The sequence below is a fragment of the Pseudomonas sp. SDO5591_S426 genome, from assembly GCF_054070755.1.
In genome coordinates this window covers 1-24,091 of record NZ_JBSVXD010000092.1, presented here as the reverse complement: position 1 = coordinate 24,091, position 24,091 = coordinate 1, and the positions used below count along the sequence as shown (strand labels likewise).

24 protein-coding genes are annotated in these 24,091 nt (G+C 58.1%); 8 read left to right on the top strand and 16 right to left on the bottom strand.

Annotated elements, in window-relative coordinates:
* Positions 1-79 precede the first annotated feature (79 nt).
* Both ACW9JC_RS18220 and ACW9JC_RS18215 read right to left on the bottom strand, forming a co-directional pair.
* Positions 80-1,822, bottom strand: coding sequence for a phosphoethanolamine transferase CptA (locus tag ACW9JC_RS18220; RefSeq protein WP_457456555.1), 1,743 nt, complete (start codon positions 1,820-1,822; stop codon positions 80-82).
* A 198-nt stretch (positions 1,823-2,020) separates the two neighbouring features.
* Entirely contained in the window at positions 2,021-2,197 is a 177-nt protein-coding gene (locus ACW9JC_RS18215) for a DUF6026 family protein (RefSeq protein ID WP_175645467.1), read from the bottom strand.
* Between the two features lie 248 nt (positions 2,198-2,445).
* Between ACW9JC_RS18215 and gnd the strand changes: the two genes are divergently transcribed.
* The 3 genes from gnd to ACW9JC_RS18200 are packed head-to-tail and all read left to right on the top strand — an operon-like array spanning position 2,446 to position 5,776.
* Entirely contained in the window at positions 2,446-3,450 is a 1,005-nt protein-coding gene (gnd, locus tag ACW9JC_RS18210; protein ID WP_457456559.1) for a phosphogluconate dehydrogenase (NAD(+)-dependent, decarboxylating), read from the top strand.
* Complete coding sequence (gene zwf, locus ACW9JC_RS18205) at positions 3,447-4,970, top strand: glucose-6-phosphate dehydrogenase (RefSeq protein WP_457456552.1); 1,524 nt, start codon at positions 3,447-3,449, stop codon at positions 4,968-4,970. Before gnd ends, zwf begins: the two co-directional genes overlap by 4 nt.
* A complete protein-coding gene (locus ACW9JC_RS18200) occupies positions 4,967-5,776 on the top strand; it encodes an HAD family hydrolase (RefSeq protein WP_457456550.1) in 810 nt (269 codons plus the stop codon). Before zwf ends, ACW9JC_RS18200 begins: the two co-directional genes overlap by 4 nt.
* 107 nt (positions 5,777-5,883) lie before the next feature.
* Here ACW9JC_RS18200 and nhaB read toward each other — a convergent pair whose 3' ends face one another.
* The 3 genes from nhaB to ACW9JC_RS18185 all read right to left on the bottom strand — a co-directional run bounded on the left by nhaB (position 5,884) and on the right by ACW9JC_RS18185 (position 9,307).
* Positions 5,884-7,386 (bottom strand): sodium/proton antiporter NhaB, encoded by a 1,503-nt coding sequence (nhaB, locus tag ACW9JC_RS18195; protein WP_457456548.1) that lies wholly within the window; start codon positions 7,384-7,386, stop codon positions 5,884-5,886.
* 78 nt (positions 7,387-7,464) lie between these two features.
* Positions 7,465-8,754 (bottom strand): hypothetical protein, encoded by a 1,290-nt coding sequence (locus tag ACW9JC_RS18190; protein WP_457456546.1) that lies wholly within the window; start codon positions 8,752-8,754, stop codon positions 7,465-7,467.
* Between the two features lie 286 nt (positions 8,755-9,040).
* Complete coding sequence (locus tag ACW9JC_RS18185; protein ID WP_457456544.1) at positions 9,041-9,307, bottom strand: hypothetical protein; 267 nt, start codon at positions 9,305-9,307, stop codon at positions 9,041-9,043.
* A gap of 343 nt (positions 9,308-9,650) precedes the next feature.
* Between ACW9JC_RS18185 and ACW9JC_RS18180 the strand changes: the two genes are divergently transcribed.
* The gene (locus ACW9JC_RS18180) at positions 9,651-10,976 is read left to right on the top strand and encodes a sigma-54 dependent transcriptional regulator (RefSeq protein ID WP_338580765.1); all 1,326 of its coding nucleotides are present in this window, start codon (positions 9,651-9,653) and stop codon (positions 10,974-10,976) included.
* A 59-nt stretch (positions 10,977-11,035) separates the two neighbouring features.
* Here the strand turns inward: ACW9JC_RS18180 and ACW9JC_RS18175 are convergent, their stop codons facing one another.
* From ACW9JC_RS18175 to ACW9JC_RS18135, 9 genes are all read right to left on the bottom strand, one after another.
* Positions 11,036-12,340: a hypothetical protein gene (locus tag ACW9JC_RS18175; protein WP_457456542.1), complete on the bottom strand. Its 1,305-nt coding sequence runs from the start codon at positions 12,338-12,340 to the stop codon at positions 11,036-11,038.
* A 48-nt stretch (positions 12,341-12,388) separates the two neighbouring features.
* On the bottom strand, positions 12,389-13,150 hold the full coding sequence (locus ACW9JC_RS18170; RefSeq protein WP_457456540.1) for a hypothetical protein: 762 nt from the start codon (positions 13,148-13,150) through the stop codon (positions 12,389-12,391).
* A 26-nt stretch (positions 13,151-13,176) separates the two neighbouring features.
* A complete protein-coding gene (locus ACW9JC_RS18165) occupies positions 13,177-13,857 on the bottom strand; it encodes a C39 family peptidase (protein ID WP_457456538.1) in 681 nt (226 codons plus the stop codon).
* A 63-nt stretch (positions 13,858-13,920) separates the two neighbouring features.
* A complete protein-coding gene (locus tag ACW9JC_RS18160; RefSeq protein WP_457456535.1) occupies positions 13,921-14,961 on the bottom strand; it encodes a heme utilization protein in 1,041 nt (346 codons plus the stop codon).
* 63 nt (positions 14,962-15,024) lie between these two features.
* A complete protein-coding gene (locus ACW9JC_RS18155; RefSeq protein WP_338580770.1) occupies positions 15,025-15,603 on the bottom strand; it encodes an adhesin in 579 nt (192 codons plus the stop codon).
* A gap of 1 nt (position 15,604) precedes the next feature.
* Positions 15,605-16,057 (bottom strand): hypothetical protein, encoded by a 453-nt coding sequence (locus tag ACW9JC_RS18150; RefSeq protein ID WP_457456533.1) that lies wholly within the window; start codon positions 16,055-16,057, stop codon positions 15,605-15,607.
* Between the two features lie 350 nt (positions 16,058-16,407).
* Positions 16,408-16,938: an AAA family ATPase gene (locus tag ACW9JC_RS18145; RefSeq protein WP_457456557.1), complete on the bottom strand. Its 531-nt coding sequence runs from the start codon at positions 16,936-16,938 to the stop codon at positions 16,408-16,410.
* Entirely contained in the window at positions 16,935-17,498 is a 564-nt protein-coding gene (gene pnuC / locus ACW9JC_RS18140; RefSeq protein ID WP_457456531.1) for a nicotinamide riboside transporter PnuC, read from the bottom strand. Before pnuC ends, ACW9JC_RS18145 begins: the two co-directional genes overlap by 4 nt.
* A 153-nt stretch (positions 17,499-17,651) precedes the next feature.
* Positions 17,652-19,286, bottom strand: coding sequence for a methyl-accepting chemotaxis protein (locus ACW9JC_RS18135; RefSeq protein WP_338580773.1), 1,635 nt, complete (start codon positions 19,284-19,286; stop codon positions 17,652-17,654).
* A gap of 277 nt (positions 19,287-19,563) precedes the next feature.
* Here ACW9JC_RS18135 and ACW9JC_RS18130 point away from each other — a divergent pair, with 277 nt between their 5' ends.
* Together ACW9JC_RS18130 and ACW9JC_RS18125 are read left to right on the top strand one after the other, a co-directional pair.
* Positions 19,564-20,394, top strand: coding sequence for an undecaprenyl-diphosphate phosphatase (locus ACW9JC_RS18130; protein WP_448107789.1), 831 nt, complete (start codon positions 19,564-19,566; stop codon positions 20,392-20,394).
* Positions 20,391-20,819 carry a DUF1294 domain-containing protein gene (locus ACW9JC_RS18125; RefSeq protein ID WP_457456529.1) on the top strand — a complete coding sequence of 143 codons (429 nt, stop codon included), beginning with the start codon at positions 20,391-20,393 and terminating at the stop codon, positions 20,817-20,819. The genes ACW9JC_RS18130 and ACW9JC_RS18125 overlap by 4 nt, the downstream gene beginning before the upstream one ends.
* A 19-nt stretch (positions 20,820-20,838) precedes the next feature.
* Here ACW9JC_RS18125 and ACW9JC_RS18120 read toward each other — a convergent pair whose 3' ends face one another.
* Both ACW9JC_RS18120 and ACW9JC_RS18115 read right to left on the bottom strand, forming a co-directional pair.
* Positions 20,839-21,198, bottom strand: a complete 360-nt coding sequence (locus ACW9JC_RS18120; protein ID WP_338580776.1) for an MmcQ/YjbR family DNA-binding protein — start codon at positions 21,196-21,198, stop codon at positions 20,839-20,841.
* Positions 21,195-22,103, bottom strand: a complete 909-nt coding sequence (locus tag ACW9JC_RS18115) for a LysR substrate-binding domain-containing protein (RefSeq protein WP_457456527.1) — start codon at positions 22,101-22,103, stop codon at positions 21,195-21,197. The genes ACW9JC_RS18120 and ACW9JC_RS18115 overlap by 4 nt, the downstream gene beginning before the upstream one ends.
* A 130-nt stretch (positions 22,104-22,233) precedes the next feature.
* On the opposite strand from ACW9JC_RS18115, the gene ACW9JC_RS18110 reads away from it, so the two are divergent.
* Both ACW9JC_RS18110 and ACW9JC_RS18105 read left to right on the top strand, forming a co-directional pair.
* On the top strand, positions 22,234-22,845 hold the full coding sequence (locus ACW9JC_RS18110; RefSeq protein WP_338580778.1) for an FMN-dependent NADH-azoreductase: 612 nt from the start codon (positions 22,234-22,236) through the stop codon (positions 22,843-22,845).
* A 167-nt stretch (positions 22,846-23,012) separates the two neighbouring features.
* Entirely contained in the window at positions 23,013-24,050 is a 1,038-nt protein-coding gene (locus ACW9JC_RS18105) for an alpha/beta hydrolase family protein (RefSeq protein WP_457456524.1), read from the top strand.
* Positions 24,051-24,091: the final 41 nt, after the last annotated feature.

Here is a 24,091-nt window from a genome sequence, read left to right as displayed (position 1 = left end):
AGTCAAAATAGATATCGACTGATGCACCGCTATCGCGAGCAAGCTCGCTCCCACAGGTTTTGTGTTGTATTGAAGAATACTATTTCAGGACAACTTCCGCCGCGACCGCCGTCTTCGGCTTGATCAAGCTGAAATCAATCAACGGCCGCTGCTGCCGCTCGTACGGGTTGCCGATCATCAATGGCCGAGGCTTGAAGCTGTCGCTGACCAGGCTCTTGCTGTGATCAAGCTCATCGAAGTTCAGGCCTGCCAGATCCGCCCAGGTGTGGATCAGATGCGAGCTGCTATACGGCCGGCTCAAGTCACCGGCAAAGCTCCAGTCGTGGGTTTCGCGCCACTTCGGTGAAGCCCAGGCCATGAACGGAATGGTATACATCGGTGCGGTGGGTTTGCTCTCGTTGCGGCCAAGGGTGCTATGGCCAGCGGAATCGAACACGTCCTCACCGTGGTCGGAGAGGTACATCAGGAAGCCGTTCGGATCAGTCTTGGCGTAGTCCTTGATCAGGCTCGAGACCACGAAGTCGTTGTACAGCACCGCGTTGTCGTAGCTGTTGTACGTCGGCAGTTGATCGTCACGCACGCCGGCCGGAACGCCATTGCGGTCCTTGAACTTGTCGAAGGTCGAAGGGTAGCGGTACTGATAGCTCATGTGCGTGCCGAGCAGATGCACCACGATCAGCTTGCGCGGCGCCGCATCGGCCAGGGCCTTGTTGAACGGCTCGATCACGTCGCCGTCGTACTGGGCGGCGTTCTGGTTGCGGTTGTTGTTGAGGTACACCTGCTCGTCGGCTTGCTGAGAGAAGGTCGTGAGCATGGTGTTGCGCTTGGTCATCGTCTGCTGATTGGTGATCCAGAAGGTCTTGTAACCGGCCTGTTTCATCATGCTGACCAGCGATGGCGTCGACAGATACAGCTCGGGGTTGTCTTCGTCGGCGAAGGTCAGCACCTGCTGCAACGCCTCGATGGTGTAGGGGCGCGGCGTGATGACGTTGTCGAAAACCGCCAGTTGGTCCTTGAGCTTGTCCAGTTCCGGAGTGGTTTCCCGTGGATAGCCGTACAGGCTCATGCGCTGACGGTTGGTGGACTCGCCGATTACCAGCACCAGGGTCGACGGCTGGTTGGCCATCGAATCCTTGAGATTGTGCAGCGGCGGGATCGTGCTGGCGCTGTTCAGCATTTCCTGCATGCCGGCCAAAGTATCGAGATAGCGGTGATAGGCCACGGCCATCTGCCATGGCACTGCCGGCTCGATGCGGGTTTCGAACTTCTCGAAGCCACTGGCAAAGCTGCCGGTGCGCAGGGTTTGCTTGATCAGCGGATAACCGATCACGGCAACCAGAATCGCAGTTGCTGCCACCAGTGCGCGACCGCGCGGCATGTACACCGGGCGCAAGCGGGTCCAGAGGAACCAGGCGAATGCGGTATGCGCGATGAACGCGACCACCATCCACCAGGCAAAGTACTGCGTCATGTACTCGCCGGCTTCTGACACGTTCGACTCGAACATGATGAAAATGACGCTTTGCGAAAATTCCTGCTGATAGATGAAGAAGTAACCGAGGCTGGCCATGGAGCAGGCCCAGAGCACCACACCGATCACTGCGGCCAGCAACCGCGTGCGTTTGGGGAACAACAGCATCGGTGCCAGCCAGATCGCGCTCATCACAAACGCCTGGCGGAACCCGGTAAAACCGGAGGTGCCTGTCAGTTGAATCAGCAGTTGGGTGATGCCGGAAAAATACCAGAAGAACAGGAACAACCAGAGAAACCCTGCCCAATCGAAACCTTTCGCAGACATTTCGCTGCGTTTAAACCAAGCCATTCAATGCTCCAGCCAATGATCACTTCCACCGTCAGACCACAAAAGTCGCCGACGAACGGGAGGCGCGCGCATACCGAGCGGCCACAATGAACCGGAGTATCAATAAGGGGATGTGAAAACTTCGTGAGTTGCCGGAACCGGCGAAGGACTATGGCAAGCGGAAACAGCTCGGGGCTGTTTCCGATTCAGACGAGGGAGTCAGGCGTGAGGGGCGCGCTGGGTCACGGGTAAGGGCTGTTGCCCCTGAATCAGCAGGCGCAACTGCGCCAGTTCCTGTTTCAACTGGTCGCGCTCGTCTTTCAACTGGCGCAATTCGTCACGACGGATTGTGACGTAAAGGGTTTGTGCTGGCAGTGCGGTGTGTACTGTGCCCATTGCTCACCTCGCAAATGGCGTGTCTCAACTGTAGAACCGCCTGAAATCGGCGGTATCTCTACTATCGGCGCCAATTTTGATTTCTTTTGCCCGTGAAGGGAACTTTTTTATTTTTCATGGTCGTTGTGTCTTCGGTACGATTCCCGACGTTATCCATCTGGATCGGGCACAATGCCCGGAAACTTCACGCCAACGCTCTGGACTAACCCTCATTAGTCGCGTTGGGCTATAACCTTTGACACACATTTATTTGTAGTAGGGAGCATCAGCACATGCAACTCGGGATTATTGGACTGGGCCGCATGGGCGGAAATATTGCGCGACGCCTGATGCTCAACGGGCATACCACCGTTGTGTACGACCGCAATACCGCCTTCGTCGAAACCTTGACCCAAGAGGGTGCCACCGGCGTCGCCGATTTGTCGGCGCTGGTCGCCGGCCTGGCCAAGCCGCGCGCGGTGTGGGTCATGTTGCCGGCAGGCGCACCGACCGAAGACACCATCAACACCCTGAGCACCTTGCTCGAAGCCGGCGATACCATCATCGACGGCGGCAACACGTTCTATAAGGACGATATCCGCCGGGCGAAAACCCTTTCGGAGAAGGGCCTGCACTACGTGGACGTCGGCACTTCCGGTGGCGTCTGGGGCCTGGAACGCGGCTATTGCATGATGATCGGCGGTGATGCCGAAAACGTTAAGCGCCTTGATCCGCTGTTCAAAAGCCTGGCGCCGGGCATGGGCGACATTCCGCGTACCAAGGACCGCAAGTCTGACGATGAGCGCGCCGAGCATGGCTACATTCATGCCGGCCCAGCGGGCGCCGGGCATTTCGTGAAGATGATCCACAACGGTATCGAATACGGAATGATGCAGGCCTTCGCCGAGGGCTTCGATATCCTCAAAACCAAAAACAGCGAGAGCCTGCCGCAAGATCAGCGTTTTGACCTGAACGTTGCCGACATCGCCGAAGTCTGGCGCCGTGGCAGCGTGGTGTCCTCCTGGCTGCTCGACCTGACCGTCGACGCGCTGGCCGGTGACCCGAAACTCGACGGTTTCTCCGGCTCCGTAGCCGATAGCGGTGAAGGTCAATGGACCATCGAAGCCGCCATGGAGCAAGCCGTGCCGGTGCCAGTGCTGTCGAACTCGCTGTTCTCCCGCTATCGTTCCCGTGGCCAAGGCACCTTTGGCGACAAGATTCTTTCGGCCCAGCGCTTCGGCTTCGGCGGCCATGTGGAGACACCGAAAAAATGACCCATGCGATCCGCAGAAAATCCAAGACTGAACCCGCACCACCCACCACGCTGTTTCTGTTCGGCGCCCACGGTGATCTGGTCAAGCGCCTGCTGATGCCGGCGCTGTACAACCTCAAGCGTGACGGTTTACTCGGGGATGGACTGCGGATCATCGGCGTTGACCACAACGCCATCAGCGATGAAGGCTTCGCGAAGAAACTCGAAGACTTCATTCGCAACGAGGTGGCCACCAAGGTCGGCAAGGGCGATCAGTCGCTTGATCCAGACTTGTGGGCCCAACTCGCCAAAAACATCAGCTACGTCCAGGGCGACTTCCTGGACGACAGCACTTATCAAGCGCTGGCGGCGAAAATCGCCGACAGCGGCACAGGCAATGCGGTGTTCTACCTGGCCACCGCGCCGCGTTTCTTCAGTGAAGTCGTTCGCCGCCTCGGCACTTCCGGTCTGCTGGAAGAAACGCCCGAGGCGTTCAGACGGGTGGTGATCGAAAAGCCTTTCGGTTCCGACCTGCCCACCGCAGAAGCCTTGAACGCTTGCCTGCTCAAGGTCATGACCGAGAAGCAGATCTACCGCATCGATCATTACCTGGGCAAGGAAACGGTGCAGAACATCCTGGTCAGCCGGTTCTCCAACAGCCTGTTCGAAGCGTTCTGGAACAACCACTACATCGACCACGTGCAGATCACCGCCGCCGAAACCGTCGGCGTGGAAACCCGTGGCAGTTTCTACGAACACACCGGCGCCCTGCGGGACATGGTGCCCAATCACCTGTTCCAGTTGCTGGCGATGGTTGCGATGGAGCCACCGGCCGCTTTTGGCGCCGATGCGGTGCGTGGTGAGAAGGCCAAGGTAGTTGGCGCAATTCGTCCCTGGTCGGTCGAGGAGGCCCGGGCCAATTCGGTCCGCGGTCAATACTCTGTTGGCGAGGTCGACGGCAAGCCTCTGCCGGGTTATCGCCAGGAAGAGAAGGTCGCGCCTGACAGCAACACCGAAACCTATGTCGCGCTCAAGGTGATGATCGACAACTGGCGCTGGGTCGGCGTGCCGTTTTACCTGCGTACCGGCAAACGCATGAGCGTGCGCGACACCGAGATCGTCATCTGCTTCAAACCGGCGCCGTATGCGCAGTTCCGCGATACCGAGGTCGATGAGCTGCAGCCGACCTACTTGCGCATCCAGATCCAGCCCAACGAAGGCATGTGGTTCGACCTGCTGGCCAAGCGGCCGGGCCAGACCCTGAAGATGGATAACATCGAACTGGGCTTCGCCTACAAGGATTTCTTCGAGATGCAGCCGTCCACCGGCTACGAAACCCTCATCTACGATTGCCTGACCGGTGACCAGACGCTGTTCCAGCGTGCCGACAACATTGAAAACGGCTGGCGTGCAGTACAGCCGTTCCTCGATGCCTGGCAGCAGGATGCCACGGTGCAGCTTTACGCCGCCGGTGAAAACGGGCCTGAGGCTGCTGAAGAGTTGCTGACTCGCGATGGTCGCGTCTGGCACGGCCTCGGATGAGTGAACCTGTCCGCTTTCTACTGAGTGACATGGACGGTACTTTGTTGCTGCCCGATCACAGCCTCAGCCAGCGCACCATCGACGCGGTCCGTTCATTGCGCGACGCCGGTGTGCTGTTCAGCCTGGCCACGGGGCGACCGCCCAAGGCGATGTTGCAGACGATCGAAGCCTTGGGCGTCGACCTGCCAACGGCAGCGTTCAACGGCGGCACGATCGTCCATCCCGATGGCAGTTTGCTGGTCGCGCATTACTTGCCGGCCACGGCGGCACTGAGCACGTTGGCGCTGTTCGCCGATCAACCGGACATCGAGGTTTGGGTGTTCAGTGGCGGCGATTGGCTGGTGAAAGACCCGAACGGCCCCATGGTGCCGCGTGAACAGCATGGGCTCGGATATCCGCCCGTGGTGGTCGAGAGCTTCGAGCCGTATCTGGCGCGCATCGACAAGATCGTCGCTGCCAGCAACAACACCGAGCTGCTGATTGAACTGGAGGCGCAGCTGTTGCCGAAAGTCGACGATCAGGCCCAGGTGTCGCGTTCGCAACCGGTGTACCTGGACGTGACTGCAATGAAAGCCAACAAGGGCGAGGCGTTGGCGACGCTGGCGGCGTTCCTCGGCGTACCGTTGCAGAAAACCGCCGCCATGGGCGATGGCGGCAACGACCCGGCGATGTTTCATGTGGCGGGATTGTCGATTGCCATGGGGCAGGCGGAAGAAGCGGTGAAGCGTCAGGCGGATGTGGTGACGGGCACCAATGCCGAAGATGGCGCTGCTCAGGCAATTGAGCGCTACATCCTGAAACGCTGAACTCTATGTAGGAGCTGCCGCAGGCTGCGATCTTTTGATCTTTTGATCTTTTGAAAAGCAAAATCAAAAGATCGCAGCTTGCGGCAGCTCCTACAGTTAATAGCCGGTTACAGCCAGTAACTCACTGCATACCAGCCCAAAATCCCCATCACCACGGTGTACGGCACCGCCATCCACACCATCCGTCCGTAGGACAAGCGAATCAGTGGTGCAATCGCCGACGTCAGCAAGAACAGGAACGCCGCCTGACCATTCGGTGTGGCCACGCTCGGCAGGTTGGTGCCGGTGTTAATCGCAATGGCCAATGTCTCGAAATGTTCGCGGGTCATTTCACCGGCAAGGAAGGCGCGTTTGACTTCAGTGATGTAAATGGTCGCCACGAACACGTTGTCGCTAATGGCCGAGAGCAGACCGTTGGCGATGAACAGCATGCCTGGCTGCTGATCGGCCGGCAGAGCCAGCACCCACTGGATCAGCGGCGTAAACAGATGTTGATCGTGGATTACCGCCACCACGGCGAAAAACACCACCAGCAACGCTGTGAACGGCATGGCATCCTTGAATGCGGTGCCGAGGCGATGTTCGTCAGTAATGCCGGTGAACGCTGTGATCAATACAATCACCATCAAACCGATCAGGCCCACTTCGGCAACGTGGAATGCCAGTGCGATGATCAGAATCAGCGCAGCCACGCCTTGTACGATGAGCGCGGCACGTTGACGCGAAGTACGCTCGGCATTGTCTTCGTCAGCGTAGTTGGCCAGCACGGCGCGTACGTTGTCCGGCAGCAGCGTGCCGTAACCGAACCAGCGCACCTTTTCCAGAATGACGCAGGTCACCAGGCCTGCCACCAGCACTGGCAAGGACACCGGAGCGACCTTCAGAAAGAACTCAGAGAAGTGCCAGCCCATCTCATGGCCGATCAGCAGGTTCTGCGGTTCGCCCACCAACGTGCAAACGCCACCCAGTGCGGTGCCGACTGCGCCGTGCATCAGCAGGCTGCGCAGGAAAGCGCGGAACTGATCCAGGTCGCCATGATGCAGCGTGGGCAAATTCTGGTCATCGCCGTACTCGCTGTCCTGACGCGGATCGGTGCCGGAGGCAACGCGGTGATACACCGAATAGAAACCCACGGCGGCGCTGATGATCACGGCGGTGACGGTCAGGGCATCGAGAAACGCCGACAGGAACGCCGACAAAAAGCAGAACATCAACGCCAGTAGCGCCTTGGAGCGAACGCCGAGCAGCAAGCGCGAGAACAGAAACAACAGCAGGTCTTTCATGAAGTAGATGCCCGCCACCATGAACATCAGCAGCAGGATCACCGGGAAGTTGTGCAGCAGCTCGTCATAGAGCGCTTGCGGCGTGGTCATTTTCAACAACAGCGCTTCAACCAGCAACAAACCACCCGGCATCAGCGGATAACACTTGAGCGCCATGGCCAGGGTAAAAATGAACTCCAGCACCAACAGCCAGCCCGCTGCCACCGGACCCACAGTCCATAGCACCAGGGCATTGAGAATCAGGAAGCCGAGAATACAGGCCTTATACCAGCGGGGTGAGTTGCCGAGAAAGTTATGCGCGAACGCCTGGGCCATGGAACCGGACATCGGCTACTCCTTATCTTTAGAAGCGCGCAAGTTGCCGTAACCGGAACAGAAGATCAAGTGCAGGAAAAATCTATCTTGCTAACCCATATAGCGTGCGACGACGGCCCGATAGTTGCCATCTAATGAGTAGCCGCCAACAATGATGTTTCCATCAGGCTGAACAGCCACTGAAGTTGCCGTATCGAGACTGTGTCCCAGGCGTGTACGAATCCATCCGATGCCGTTGCCAAATTCACAGTCGAGTTGTCCATCAGCCAGGTATCGGCCAAGAATGAAATCGGCCTCGACACCACCAATGGTTGCTCCGGCCGTGACCACGCTGCCATCCGGTTGTACCTGGGCGGCGGTCCATTGGCAGCCGCTGCGGCCGATTTCCAGCAATTGTGACACACCGCCATTGCAGTGAATGTCTGGCCGGCCATTGCTGTGCACCCTCAGTGAAAGGCAGCGCATCGGATCACGGCTACTGCCAAGACACTGTATGTCGCCGTTGTCTTGCTGGACGATCTGGGTGATCTGAGCACTTTGCCCCTGTGCTTTGAAGCTCATGAAGCCATCCACGGCAAAACGCTCGTCAAGGCTGCCATCCGAATGATAGCGAGCCAGCAAACCTTCTTCGGGGAAATTGATTGACCCACCCACCAGAATCCGGCCGTCCTGTTGCAGCATCAGCGTGCTGAGCCAGGTGTTCATCAATAAGTGCCGAACAATGACGAAACCGAGACCATTGAAGGACATGTCCAGCGAGCCGTCGCTATCCAGCCGTATAAGCAGGCCGGTATGGTCCGCCAGTTCGAAGTGATGATTGGCTATCAACAGGATCCGACCGTCCTCTTGAATGCTTGCATCGCAGGCTTCGGCTCCTGGTACACCGGGCGGCAGCCAGGCATCACGAACCCCGTGGGACAGATTGCCCGGCAATCGCACGACGCAGCGACCGTTGTCGCCAAACCCTTGAACCGGACAGCCTTGTGGGTCAAATAACGCCAGGGCGGGGAGTGTGCGGTGGGCATTTTCGTAGTGCAGGCCAACGATCAGGATGTGGCCGTCGGGCAACACCCTGACCTTGCCGGCCATGGCTTCGAAGCCAGGCTCGAATTGTCCGACAACGCTGCCTTGTTTGCCGAATGCCAGGTCCGCCGAACCGTCCTCCAGCAACCGGGCCAGCCCGAAGCGGCTGCCGTCCGGCATACCGACCTTGGCCGCGACCAACAGGCGACCCTGGGAATCGATGGCGACGCCGTTGGCCATGCTTGAAACGCTACCGGCGAAGTACACTTGGGTATTGCCACCGTTGGCGAAGGTGGTATCGAGGATCCCGGCGTTACTGAAGGTTGTCGGGAAGGCCAGAACGGACTGGGTTGACATGCACGCATCTCCTTGCGAGTCGTCTTTGTCCAGAAGTTGGGATGGCGACTTTATAGGAAGAACATTCAATCCCTGAATGCGTGAATGCACAACTGACATAACTAACAGGTGGAGAGTCGCTGTGTGCCACAACAGTGTCTTTTCGAACCAATGGCAAGCGTGCAAAGAATTCAGCGTGCGCTAGTTCAAATAATGAAGTGTTGCAAGTGCTGGTGGTCGTTAAACCAGGTAACTAACGACGGCGGTAGGAAGGGCGCGGATTACTCCGGAGTAATCCGCAAAACGATCAGTGCGGCATCGACCACGATTGCAGCTTGTAACCTTCCTGGCTCAACTCTTCACGAGCTTGTTTCAGCAAGCGTTCAAGCTGCTCCGGGTCGGTGTAGGCGCTGCTTGGAATCTGCTTGCGGCCTATACTGTTGTTGGTGCGATCGATCACGGTCAGGCTGAGTTCGCCGTTGCCGTCCTGTGGCGCCCAGGCCACGCATTGGAAAGGCTGGAATGCGCGGTCGGCAATCAAAAGAGCTTCGTTGATGCGGAGCGGGGCGTTCATGGGATGTTCTCTCTGTATGCCCAATCAAGTGATGTGCCGACGGTTGGGCTTACCGTTCGGCAGGTTACTTGTACTGATGCCCGCAACCGGGGTTCGGGTCACACACAAACAAAAGAAATTTCAACTTTCTTTCAAAGTCACGCTACAAGACCCTGTTTTGAAAGCTGAATGAAAGATTGGACTCGTTAGGCAACTAACAAAACTTGTTCTTATAACTATTTAAGCAACAACCCTATAGTCAAACGGTACAAGGCTACGTCAAATTCTTGCTAATGTTACAGCCAGGTCCGCCAAATGACTGTTTTTAATAATATTTCCTAGAATTTGGCGCCAAGGAACAGTCATGAGCGAAGCGCCTGCCTTACGACGTCTATTAGTGGTTGATCCCTGTGACGACTGTCATCGTCTGTTACCGGGATTACGCTCTGTGGGTTGGGATGTTGACAGCTGTTCACTGGAACACGCTGCCGACCGAACCTGCGATGTGGGCTTGTTACGCTTGCAGCCTTTTCACCTGGAGCGCCCGGATGCCGTCAAAGAGCTGATCAGCCGCAGCGGCACCGAGTGGATTGCCGTCCTGACGCAGGATGTCCTGCGTTTGCAGAATGTCGGCGACTTTGTCTGTGAATGGTTTTTCGACTTCCATACCTTGCCGTTCGATGTCTCCCGAGTCCAGGTCACGCTGGGCCGGGCGTTCGGCATGGCGCGCCTGCGCGGGCAGGGCACGGTGCACATTGATCAGCCCGAACATGAATTGCTGGGCGACAGTAAGCCGATACGCGAGTTGCGTAAGTTGCTGAGCAAATTGGCGCCCACTGAGTCTCCGATTTTGATTCGCGGTGAAAGCGGCACCGGCAAAGAGTTGGTGGCCCGCACTTTGCACCGGCAGTCCCAGCGTCACAGTAAACCCTTTGTTGCGATCAACTGCGGCGCGATTCCCGAGCACCTGATCCAGTCCGAGCTGTTCGGTCACGAGAAAGGAGCCTTTACCGGCGCCCATCAACGCAAGGTCGGGCGGATCGAAGCGGCCAACGGCGGAACCTTGTTTCTGGATGAAATCGGTGACCTGCCCTTGGAGCTACAGGCCAACCTGTTGCGTTTTCTTCAGGAAAAACACATCGAGCGGGTGGGCGGCAGCCAGCCGATTCCGGTGGATGTGCGGGTTCTGGCGGCGACCCACGTCGACCTTGAGGCCGCGATCGAGAAAAAACGCTTCCGTGAAGATCTCTACTATCGCTTGAACGTGCTGCAAGTCGTGACAGCGCCATTGCGTGAGCGTCACGGCGACCTGTCGATGCTGGCCAACCACTTCTCCCATTTCTACAGTCATGAAACCGGTCGTCGTCCGCGCAGTTTCAGCGAAGACGCCTTGATCGCCATGGGTAAACATGACTGGCCGGGCAATGTTCGTGAACTGGCTAACCGGGTACGCCGCGGGTTGGTACTGGCCGAAGGGCGGCAGATCGAGGCGCGCGACCTGGGGCTGATCAGCCAGCAGGCCGTCGCCACGCCGATGGGCACGCTGGAAGACTACAAGACCCGGGCCGAACGCCAGGCGTTGTGCGATGTGCTGAACAGACATAGCGACAACCTGAGCGTCGCCGCCAAAGTCCTGGGTGTGTCGCGGCCGACGTTCTATCGGTTGTTGCACAAACATCAGATCCGCTGAACGCAACACAACAAAAAGCCCCGCTGCGATGATGTCGCAGCGGGGCTTTTTATCGTGGGTCAGAAGTAGTACGGGAATTTCAGGCTGAACTGGAAGTCCGGGGCATCGTCCGTCATGCCGATGGACAGGTTGGGTACGATCGTCAGGTTATCCGTAGCGGCAATGGTCATGCCGATGTTGAAGTAGCCGGCGTTGGCGTCGCTGGAAGTGACAGACTCCCAATCCCCGCCATCCTGTTTGATTTTGCTCTTGCGTTGCACCACATCAGACACCGAGAACGACATACTCATCTTTTCGTTCAGGGCGAATGCAATACCGGCACCGAGCTGGAAGCTGTCGCCGATGTCCACTTTGCCCGGGTTTTTCTGGCCGACAGTGGAGCTGATGTCGTCGAAGGACTCCTCGAAGTTATGGGTGTAGGACAAGCTACCGAACAGCACGGCCGGATCGTACGTTTTGACCAGAGAGATGCCCGGTGTGATCGACCAGACGCCATTACCGGTAGGCAGTGTGTCAGGTACGAACAGGTTGGAGTTGGCGTCCACCTGACGCAGCTTGATGCCGAACGGGTCCTTGCCGGTAGGTGCCTTGACACGCAAGGTGACTACGGCATCCGGCGTGTTGACCGACTCGTCGAGGAACTTATAGGCAATACCGAAGTTGACGTCGCCGATCTCCGGATCGCGGGTCACGGTTTCTTCGGTTGTCACGCCTGCGGAACCGCCATTGCCGCCGCCTGACTGGTAAGTGGATTCGCGGTAGATCACCGGCACGTTCAAGTCGAACTGCCAGCGGTTGTTGAAGTTGTAGCGACCGGTCAGGTCAAGCGTCCAGGTATCGGCCTTGATCCGGTCAAGGTTGATGTTGCCCAGAAAGATCGAGTCCAGTGCGAGGAATCCGTTAAGGATCAGCTGGCGGGTATCGTACCGGGAGTAGGTCAGCCCGGTTTCCACGCTGAACTTGCCGCCGCCGAAGAATCCGCTGGCCTCGTCATACAGGTTGGAAACGCTTTGTGCCGGTTGAGAATCGTCTGCCAGCGACTGTCCATAGGAACTGCCACCCCCGGCTGCTCCCCCTGAAGCGGCTGCGGCGCCAGTGCCGACCGCGACTTGCGAGTTGCCTTTCATGTCTGCCGGTGACTTGGCCAGGCGTTTTGGAGGAGGGGATGCCGGTTGTTCTTCTACCTGGCGGACCCGTTGCTCGAGTACCGCCAGGGCTTTTTGTTGTACTTCGTATCGTTGCTTCAACTCCAGAAGTTCCTGTTTCAGAAGCTCTACTTCCGCATCCGGTGCTGCCTGCACCATCACCGCCGGGAACAGAGTGCTCAAACATACAACTGCACGCAGTGATACTGATCGATACATGAATTAAGCCGTCCCTTGTTATGCCCAATGGTCGAGACTCAGCGTAGTTCAATATCCCAAGGTGCGAAGGGCGGCGAGTTGATTCAGGTTGCAGTCCAATGCGCCAGCACTTGGGCCATTATTATTGAGGACCACATTGAGCTGGGTGAGGTTACTGACCATGTTGCTATTGCCCAGCAAACGGGTGTTTTGCAGCAGCCCACCCTGGGCGACTTGTTGAATGGCCGAACCTTGATTGTTGTTGGCCTGGATGGCCATTTGCACGCCGCCATTGGTTGCGGAAACCGCGATGCTGCCTGCAGCATTGCTGCCGGTGATGGTTTGGCCGGCCATCAACGCCTGACCTTGAGCGGGTACCAGTGCCGGGGCCGAGTTGGCCTCTTTCACATCGATAGCGATGTTGTTGTAAGCGCTGTTGCCGTCACCTGCGGCGCGTACGCTCTGGGTGATGCCTTGCGTGCCATTCAAGCCTGCGCCGCCAACCACGCTGCCGGTGCCTTGTTGAGAAGAGCCGCCGTTACCGGACTGACTGTACGTTGACACGTAGAATTCGGGTTTGACCGTTGCGGCCTGGATCTGCATGGAGGTAGTCGCCCCGATCAGATCGCCACTGGCGTTGCGCCAGGTACTGCTCATTACAACACCGAAGCTGATGATCCGTCCTGGCATGACATACCGGCCACGCAGTTCGGCAAGCTCCTGATCCTTGATTTCGATGGGTTTGAATCCATTGGCAAAACCTGAGGTGCTCGCTACCAGACAGGCGGCGGCCACCCAATATGAGGTTTTCATTTGCTGCTCCCGGAGCATCCTGCTCCATATCTTCTTGTAGGCGATTAAAAGAAGTCGCTCTGTATGAAACCAAAGTCCATCAATTCAGCATCTTTGACCGGGTTGAAGTTATCCAGCTTGTTCTTGGCTGTCAGCGGTTCCGGTGGGCTGCGTAGTGCATTGGTTTTTTCGTAACCGGGACCAACGATAGCGAAGACAATTCCGTTCCAACCTTTGACAAAGTCATCATGGGAGTAGCGTTTGTGACCGAGCACCGGGTCGCCGATATAGACCCAGTTCTTGTCAGCACGCTGCAACACCACGAAGTGCTTGTAGCCGCGAACTTCCGTCAGTACCACCACCGGAATCGTTACTGCGTCGAGCTTTTCAGGTGGGATCTTGTAGCCCCGGGCACGCATGCCGATGCTTTCTATGTAGCGCTTCATGTCCAGCATGGAGAAACCTTGCGTACGGACAAGGTCCTGGTCTGCATTGACCAGCATGCCTTTGATGATGTGCTCTTCATCGACGTCGAGCCAATAGGCCTGGCGTAAAATCGTTGCCAGTGCGGCGGCGCCGCAACTGAAATCGGTTTTCTGTTCGACTATGTTGCTGAACTTGCGCTCACGCAGACTCTGTACCTGCTTATAGATGAGTGTGCCGCCAGGAAGGGCGGCCACTGACATCTGTGCGGCCTCGGTCAGGCCAGACAGGCAGAGGAGGGCGATGAGTGCAGACTTACGCATGATCGATACGCCTTTGCGGACTGAGGAAAAGCCCCGTTGCCGGGGCTTTCATTTCGATCGCGATTACAGGCAGGCTCTGCAACCTGCAGCGATGGACAGCGAGTTGCTTTGTTGGTTGCCTACACCAGACGATACGTTGGCGCCGCCGTTGCCGGAGAAGCCATTCATCGAGTTGGTCATTGTAGCAGTGTTGGTTACAGGGTTTTTCCAGCCGTTTGGAGTCATCACTTGTTGGGTGGTTACACCAGCCAGACCGAACACGCCAACAGCAACGAAATCGGACGTGGTATCGCCGTTGCCGCCATGGTTGCCGCCACCGTTGTTGCCGCCACGGTCGTTGTTGTGGTTGTTGCCACCACCATGGTTGCCGCCACCGTGATTGTCGCCTTCGGTAGTCGCAGTGCCTGCCGCTACGAATACGCCAGCAGCGTTAAAGGTACCCACGAGGGTATCTTTGGTGTAAGCCTGAGTAGCGGCGTTGGTGACAGACAGGCCGGTGGACGATTGGTTGGCCGCAGCAGCAGCTTGTGCTACACGGCCGCCCGATACGGCGATGGCCAGGTTGTTTTTCTGTTGGTTGAAGTTGCCGGAGGTTACGTTGATGCCGATGTTGCCGGAGCCGTTGTTGCCGGCGTTGTTCAGGGACGCGGCGTTGGTGTTGGACGAGTTCAGAACGGTGTTGCCACCATTGAGTTGAGTAGCGCTCGAGGCAGCGACTGCGGTGCCGAAGATGAAGCTTTCGTCAGCAGTGGCCAGGGCGGCGGCGTTATCTTGTTGGTTGCCGTCGCCGGCTGCAACGTTGGCGCCCATGTTGCCGTTGGAGCCGTTCAGCGAGCTATCCACTGCAGCACCATTTTTGGTGCCTTGGTTCAGGACTGAGTTGCCGGAGCTGCTTTGTTGATCCATGACGGTGGCCCCGGCACCGGCACTGATCTGCAGAATTTGTTCCAGAGTTGGGCCTTTTGGTTCATGGTTGTTGCCATGACCGTTACCGTGACCATTGCCATGACCGTGATCATCATCACGACCGCCTGCTTGTGCTGCGATTGCCATCACTGCTGCGAGAGCGAAAACCAGTGGTTTCAAGGCCATTGTAGGTTTCATGGTGTTTCTCCGTGCTTATTAGTTGGTTAAGTGTTGGTACTTTCCAATCGCACTGCGTTTGGGTCAGTCAGCGACCCGGATGCTCAGGGTGTTAGCCATTCGGTTCCCCACCCCGGCACTCTGGTTCACCTGGATTACCCCTCGGCTGCCGGTGAAGGCCTGGTCGCTTGTCACGACCTGGCGACTGCCGGTTGGGGTACCAGTTGCTCCTGAGCTTGGTAGCAACGCCACGTTCTGTTGAGAAAGGGCGCTATCGTCAACGGCTTGCGGCGCAGCACTGATGCTGATGCGCATGGCGTTGGCCATTTGGTTGTTGGCCCCGGCGCTCTGGTTGACGCCCAGCACACCGTTGCCATTACTGAAAGAAGTGCCGCCGATGGTGGCCGTCGCGTTCATCGACGGATTGGCGGGCGTATTGAGTTTTTGGTTAACAATGGTGGTCGCCCCGGCTTCGGTGCCGATGGCAATTGCACGAACGTTGGCCTGCTGCTGTTGATCACCGGCGGCCTGGTTGATGTTGAAGTTGCCTCTGTATTGGGTGCCGGAATCTTGAAGGGTGGCGTTGTTGACCGAGCTGATTCCCGAGTCGGCCATGGCGCTGGCACAGCCGAGCAGGGCAAGGAAAAGGACGGAACGATTCATGTCATTGACCTCCAGCCAGTCTGCCCAGAGGGGCGAGGCCGGAACTCATTGCGCGGTTGATGGTGCCTGAAATCGCGTTGCCACTACCGCCCTGATGACCTGAGCCCATGCCGGGCATACCGTTCGGGTTGGTGACCGTATTCAAGCCTTGAAAGCCAGGACTGTTTTTATTGATGTTGTTGACAGCGATGGATTTGCCGCTGGCGATGTTTGCGAAGTCGCCATCGCTCAGCTCGGTGCTATTGAGTACCGAGGTCACTCGTGCTGAAGGATTGGCATTGACGGTGGTAGGGTTTGGGTCCTTGCCGCCATTGCGACCGAAATGCACGGCCTGGACATCGCGAGTCAAAACGATTGTGCCGTCGCCTTCGGCGTGGGCATTGAACGTGAGTACCGACGTTGCGGCACTTCCTATCAGCAGTAGGCAGGTCATGCCTTTTTTGAAAGTCCCCACGGTGCAATTCCTTCTTCTTGTGGGCTGGCCCTAGTCAGCGTTGTGAAGGAGAGAGCGAAAGCTGTGCCGCTTTTCGAATACTGTTGAAATTCAATCGCTTGCCGATTTTGTCCGGGAAAGAGAATTTTCGGCTGTTTCAACGCTGAGACACCACAGAGGGCCTGCAGCCGGCCAAAGCGCTTGCGATGCTCTAGAACAATGGTTTGCGAGGACGTGTTTCAATGGGTTAACAACCAGGGCCGAAACATGACACGGGTGCTGAAACAGGCGGTTTGCGGCAGGGAGTGTGTTTCAGGAACGGACACTTTCCCCCCAAAACAGGGGAAAGCGCTGGGGAAATCTCCCCAGAATCAGGGAAAGGGCGCGAGCAACCTCGACACGGCTTCGAAGGCCTGAACCCGACGATCAGCCCAGTCGCCACGCAGAATCTGAACAACTCTTCGATGCTGCTCCAGCCAGGCCTGGGTGTCGTTGAAAAATGCCTGGCGTTCGGTCAGTGCCGGTTGGCAGCGCTGGCCATCATCCGTCCAGTCGACGTTTTCCGGTGATAGCAATAGATGCAAGTCGTACTGCCGGGCCAGCAACGCCTGCTCGATCCAGGGCGGACAATCGCCAAACAACGTCCGGCTCCAGAGCATGTTGCTCAACAGGTGAGTATCAAGGATCAGCAGTTCTGGTTGCCGGGCGCGGGCCTCGTCCTCCCAGCGTAACTGGCCCCGGGCAATGTCGGTGATATCGGCCAGGCACGTGTCTCGCTGCTCCTGCTCGATAAACCAGCGCACGTACTCGCCCACCAGCAACCCACCGAAATGCGCTTGCAACTCGGCCGACAACCAACTCTTGCCGCTGGATTCAGGGCCTGTGAGCACCAGGACCTTCATGTGCGCAACGCCGGGGCGGTACGCCATTCACGCCAGCCTTGCACGGCGAGCAACAGGAACAAGCCGTACAAAGCGGCGGTCAGGTACATTCCTTTGTAGACAAATAGCCCCACGAAGATCACATCCACGACGATCCACAATGGCCAGCATTGAACGCGTTTCTGCGCCATCCACAGTTGCGCGACCAGGCTGAAACCGGTAAGGGCTGCATCGAGCCAGGGTTGCGCGGCGTCGGTCCAGTGCGCCATGGCCGCGCCCAGCATCAAGCTGCCAGCGGCGCCGACGAGCAGACCGAACATCACCGATCGGCCATCGAGTTGGGTAACCTCGCGCCCTTGTCGCGCATCGCCTGCACGGGTCCATTGCCACCAGCCATAGATCTGCAGGGCCGCGTAGATTACTTGCAGCAACATGTCCGAATACAGCTTCACTTCGAAAAAGATCCAGCTGTAAATCAGCACCATGACCAGACCGATTGGCCAGCACCAGGGGTTCTGCTTGACCGTCAACCAGACGGCAATGACACCGAGGGTGGCGGCAAACAGTTCAAGCCCGGACATGGAGGTTCCTTGGGTAAATCGAATTTGGGGGCGGATTGTAACCGCAGGCAGCGGTATTTGGTTTGAAGATCAAAAGATCGCAGCCTTCGGCAGCTCCTACAGGTGAACGCCTTGTTCTTTAGGAGCTGCCGCAGGCTGCAATTTTTTCTGGAATTACACCCGGAACTGCTTGAGCAATCCGTTCAGTTGCTCACTCAAGCCCTTGAGTCGCACACTCGCCACGCTGGACTGTTCCGCTGCCAATGCGGTGCTGTGGGAGAGCCCGGCGGCTTGCGTGACGTTCTGGTTGATGTCCTCGACCACATGCGCCTGCTGCAACGTCGCGCTGGCGATCGAGGCGTTCAGTCCGTTGAGGTTGCGCAGCGCCTGGCCGATGGCATTCAGGCTGGCACCGGCCAGACCGGCCTGTTCAATGGTCAGTTGCGAGGCGCGGCTGCTGTCGCCAATGACTTTGACCGCCGCTTCGGAATGGGCTTGCAAGCGTTCGATCATCGACTGGATTTCTGCCGTGGACTTTTGAGTGCGCTGGGCCAGCAGACGAACCTCATCCGCCACAACCGCGAAACCGCGACCTTGCTCACCGGCCCGGGCAGCCTCGATTGCAGCGTTGAGGGCCAACAGGTTGGTTTGCTCGGCGATGGAACGGATCACTTCCAGAACGCTGCCGATCTGGGTGCTTTCGGCGGCCAGCGTACGGATCACTTCCACGGCCTGATCGATCGTCGAAGACAGCGTGTCGATCTGTTGCAGGCTGCCGTCGATGTTGATCTGGCCTTGCTGCGCCTGCGCTTCGGCATCGCGCATTTCACTGGCGGCATGCTCGGCGTTTTTCGCCACGTCCTGCACGCCGTAGGTCACTTCATTGATAGCCGTGGCCACCAACTCCATCTGCTGCGACTGTTGCTGACTGCGTTGCTGGGCCTGAGTGGCGTCATTGCCCAATTCGCTGGACGACTGGCCGAGGGCGCTCGCCGACACCTGCAACTCACCGATCACCAGCCGCAGCTTGGTGGTGAAGGCATTGAAGTGCCGCGCCAGTTGCGTGACTTCGTCTTGGCCGTGGGTGTCGAGGCTGCGGGTCAGGTCGCTTTCGCCGCTGGCGATATTGGCCATTGCGTTCACAGTTTCCTGCAACGGGCGGACGATGCTGCGGGCAATCAGCATCACCAGCGCCACCATGATCAGTGCGATGGCCAGGCCGATCAGAGAAGCTTCCCAGACCTGTCCGTAGAACTCGGCCTGCATGTCATCGATGTACACGCCCGAGCCAATCACCCAGCCCCACGGTTCGAACAATTTGACGTAGGAGGTTTTCTCGACCGGTGCGCTGGCACCGGGCTTCGGCCAACGATAATTGACGATCCCGGCGCCTTTGCTCTTGGCGACGGCAACCATTTCGTTGAACACCGCAAAACCGTCCGGGTCGCGGATCGCAGACAGGTTCTGGCCGTCGAGTTTGGGGTTGGCCGGGTGCATGACCATCACGGGCGTCAGATCGTTGATCCAGAAGTAATCATTCTGGTCGTAACGCAGGCCGCGAATAGCGGTCAACGCCTGTTTCTGCGCGGCTTCGCGGGTCAGGGTGCCGGCGGTTTCCAGGCCTTGGTAATAACTGAGAACGCCGCTGGCGGTCTGCACCACATGCTGGGTCTTCTGCGCCTTGGCGTCGTACAAATCATCGTGGATCTGCTTGAGCATCATCACGCCCAAGGCCAACAGCATCATGACGGCCACGATCAGGATGAGCCACAAACGGCGGCTGATCGACATATTGCGCAAGCTGTTCATAACGCGGTGCTCCGATTTCTTGTTCTGGGGTTTCTTGTTTTTGTAATGATTGATCGCCAGCATCCTGGCAGGTCCGATAACGCGGCAGCGCTTTTCAGACTTGTCTGATAGGATTTCGGCCCCGCGCGGTAAAACCTGAATACAAATTGATTTTTCACGGGTTTTTCAGAGGCGGCGGGGATCTTGCGCTCGTGGAATTTCAACTACGCTAAGCGCGATAAACGCTTTGTAAAATACTAACGGGGCATGCGTCGACGCATAGCCTTTTGGGGGATTGATGGATCTTTGGACTGCCTTTCAGGCTTTGATTCTTGGGGTTGTAGAGGGGCTGACGGAGTTTTTGCCCATTTCGAGTACCGGGCACCAGATCATTGTCGCTGACCTGCTCAACTTCGGCGGCGAGCGCGCCATGGCGTTCAACATCATTATTCAGCTCGGGGCAATCCTGGCGGTGGTGTGGGAATTTCGCCGGAAGATTTTCGACGTCGTCATCGGTTTGCCAACCCAGCCGAGCGCTCGACGCTTTACCGCCAATCTGCTGATCGCCTTCCTGCCGGCCGTGGTACTGGGGGTGATTTTCGCCGACCTGATTCACCACTACCTGTTCAATCCGATCACGGTGGCCACTGCGTTGGTAGTGGGCGGTATCGTCATGTTGTGGGCTGAAAAACGCCAACATGAAGTGCATGCCGAAACCGTCGACGACATCACCTGGAAAGATGCCCTGAAAGTCGGTTTCGCCCAGTGCCTGGCAATGATTCCGGGCACATCGCGCTCCGGTTCGACGATCATCGGCGGTTTGTTGTTCGGCTTGTCGCGCAAGACCGCCACCGAGTTCTCGTTCTTCCTGGCCATGCCAACCATGGTGGGCGCGGCGGTGTATTCGGGCTACAAGTACCGCGACCTGTTCGTGCCGTCTGACTTCCCGGTGTTCGCGATCGGCTTCGTCACGGCATTCATCTTCGCGATGATCGCTGTTCGGGGCTTGCTCAAGTTCATCGCCAGCCACAGCTATGCGGCGTTCGCCTGGTATCGCATCGCGTTCGGCCTGCTGATTCTGGCCACCTGGCAGTTTGGCTGGGTCGACTGGACTGCGGCCAAGCCATGAGTGACTCCAGCGCGCGCAACAACCCCGGGCGTAACTCCGGAGGCGAGATCCGCAATCCCCGGCTGAAACTGCTGGTGTTTGCGATCCTGTGCGCGCTGCCGTTGTTCGGTTCGATGTCGTTGTGGCTGCGAGGGGTGTCGCTGATACCGCTGGCAGCCTACGGCATCGTCAGCGTGCTGGCGTTTTTGCTGTACTGGAGCGACAAACGCAATGCCCGCGCCGATCAAAGGCGAACCCCGGAAAACGTGCTGCATGCCCTGGAATTCGCCGGCGGCTGGCCGGGTGCGTTGCTCGCGCAACAGGTGTTTCGACACAAGACGCGCAAAGTCTCGTTTCAAGTGGTGTTCTGGCTCATTGTGCTGCTGCACCAGGTGTTCTGGATCGACCAGTTGTTCCTCGGCGCGCAGCTGTTCGCGTTGTTCTAAGTTCTAATAAAAGAAGGAATCAGAGCAGCAGCCCGACCTGAGTACGCTTGGGCAGTTTGCTGACCACCAGTTGATGGGAACGCTGCAACAGACCTTGCAGTTCTTCGGCGCCCAAAGGGTAGGGCGTTGCCATGATGATCCACTGGGCACGCGCCAGATAAGGCGCCGGATGAATGCCCGGTCGGTCGCAATGACCGAGAAACAGATCCTTGTCGACCTTGAACGCCAGGGAATCGCCACGCAAATTTTGCAAGGCGAACATCTTGTTCCCGGCAATCGAAAATACCCGCACGCCACCCCATTTGTAATCTTCCCGTGCGCCCGGCAAGGCCAGGCAAAAGGCCGCGACATCCGCTTCGCTCATGCGTCCTGACTTCATATCAAACGATCCCCGCAGGCATTGAATGTTTCGATCAAATGGTCGAGCCAGGCCCGCACGGCCGGCATCACGCCGCGACGGTGAGGATAGACCGCTTGCAACCAGCCACCCGGCAGCGACCAGTCCGGCAGCAGTTGCACCAGCGAACCGTTCGCCAGTTCCTGCTCGCAGTACATCATCGGCAGCGTGGTAAAACCTTGCCCGGCGAGCGCGCAGGTCTTGCGCACGATGAAATCGTCGATGCCCAGTCGCGCTTCAAGGGCCAGTTCGAAGCTTTTGCCTTGGCCAGACACCAGGCGAATATGCACCATGCGGTCGGGTTCGAGGGCGCCGAGCACCGGCAGGTTTTTCAGGTCCTCGGGCCGGTTAATGTCACGCCCTTGCAGGAATGCAGGACTGGCCACCACGAGCATCTGTGCCTGACGCAACCGGCGCGTGACCAGCAGCGGGTCTTCGTCGCCCGGTTCACGTACGCGCAGAGCCACGTCGACACCTTCGGTCACCAGATCGACGCGCCGGTTGACCAGCATCACCTCCAACTGCACTTGCGGGTACTTCTCCAGGAAGTTGCTGATCACCTCCGGCAGCATTTCGTGAGCCAATCCGACGGGAGATGAAACCCGCAAGCGTCCTCGTGGCTCGCTGGACATGCTGGCCACGGCTTCGTCGGCCATTTCGGCTTCCAGCAACATCGCCTGACAGTGGCGCAGGTAGCGTTCGCCCACGGCGGTCAGCTTGAGTTGCCGGGTGGTACGCTGCAACAAACGCGCGCCAAGACGCTCTTCCAACTCTGCAATACGCCGTGACAGCCGCGACTTGGGAATCCCCAGCAAACGCCCGGCGGCCGCGAAGCCACCGGCCTCGACGACTTTGGCGAAGTAATAGAGGTCATTAAGATCTTGCATTGGCGTTACTCAATCGTTCTATCAGTGAGACAAACTATCGCATTGTTGCACTCTAATCAGCTATTGGTTTCGTCTGTAGGATTGTCTCCATCAGATCGCCCTGGCGGCGATCCTCACCTGGAGATCCCACATGAAACTGCTGCATATCGATTCGAGCATTCTTGGTGACAACTCGGCTTCCCGTCTGCTGAGTGGCGAAGTCGTCAAAGCCTGGCAAGCCGCCGAGCCAACCGCCGTCGTAACCTACCGCGACCTGGCCGCCGATGCCATCAGCCACTTCTCCGCCACTACTCTGGTTGCTGCCGGCACCACCGCTGAGCTGCGCAACGCCGCACAACAGCACGAAGCCGAACTGAGCGCCCAGACCCTGGCCGAATTCCTCGCCGCCGACGCCGTCGTGATTGCAGCGCCGATGTACAACTTCACCATCCCGACTCAACTGAAAGCCTGGATCGACCGCATTGCCGTTGCCGGTCAGACTTTCCGTTACACCGAAGCCGGCCCTGAAGGCCTGTGCGGCGGCAAGAAAGTGGTGATCGTTTCGACTTCCGGCGGCCTGCACGCTGGCCAGGCGACCGGTGTTGCCCACGAAGACTACTTGAAAGTGCTGTTCGGCTTCATCGGCATCACCGACATCGAGTTCGTTCGTGCACATGGTCTGGCGTACGGTGACGAAGTGCGCACCAAAGCGATGAGCGACGCTCACACGCAAATCAGCGAGCAACTGTTCGCCGCCGCGTAAGGCTTGCGTAAAAGCAGCAACCGTTCAGGTAATGCCCCAAAAAACTCTGTATTCTGATCACGCAAGTGCCAGATGCGGAGTTTTTTGTTTCTGGTCGTTACAGAGGTTGGCCCAGGATATGCAATCAAGGGTTAACGTCTATGGTCTGGTAACAGGTGGGGCATCCGATGATGCGTCTTTGTGCAACTCTTCTGATATGCCTGCTTGGCAGCCTGAATTCAGTGCACGCCGCCCCCGCGCCGCATCCTCACTGGAGCGTCGGTTACCACGAGATGAGTTTTCTCGACCCGCTCGATCTGCAACCGATGCGCGCCATCGCTTTCTATCCCTCTAGCGAAAAAGAACACTCCAGCAAGCTTGAGGGCTATACGGTCGAGGCCGGTGAAGACACCAAGGTCGCCATGGGCCGTTTCCCCATGTTGATGCTGTCCCACGGCAACACCGGAACGCCATTGGCCCTGCATGACCTGGCCACGTCGCTGGCTCGCAAGGGCTTTGTGGTGGTGGCGGTGATTCATCCCGGCGACAACTCCAAGGACCACAGCCGACTCGGCACCTTGAGCAATCTCTACGGACGGCCGATCCAGATTTCCGAAGCGATTACCGCAACGTTGGGCGACCGCATGCTCGCGCCGTTCGTCAATGCTGACCAGGTCGGTGTGATCGGTTACTCGGCGGGCGGGGAGACGGCGTTGATACTGTCCGGCGCGACGCCGGACCTGGATCGCCTGCGTCGTTACTGCCAGGAGCGCCCGGACGACCGCGATGCCTGTAACACCCAAGGCGAACTGATCGTCGATCGTGATGATTTGCAACCGGTGGCCGACCCGCGTGTTCACGCGCTGTTACTGATGGCGCCGCTCAGCCTGAAATTCGGTCGTCACACCCTTGCCGACGTGCATGTGCCGGTGCTGCTGTACAGCGGCGATGGCGACAAACTGGTGCCGTTCGACAAGAACGCCGCCGCACTGGCGCGCAAACTGCCCGTCGCGCCGGACTTCAAGCTGCTGGCGGGAGCAGGGCACTTCGTGTTCATGGCGCCGTGCAACGACGAACAGATCGTCATCATGCCGGCGCTGTGCACCGATGCCGATGGCGTCGACCGGGAAGACATTCACCGCAATCTGGTGACTGAAGCGGGGCGCTTCTTCTCGCGTACTCTGGGTAAGGCGACGCGGGCAGGGATGCAGACGGCGGATCAATAGCTAAAAGATCGCAGCCTTCGGCAGCTCCTACATTGAAATGC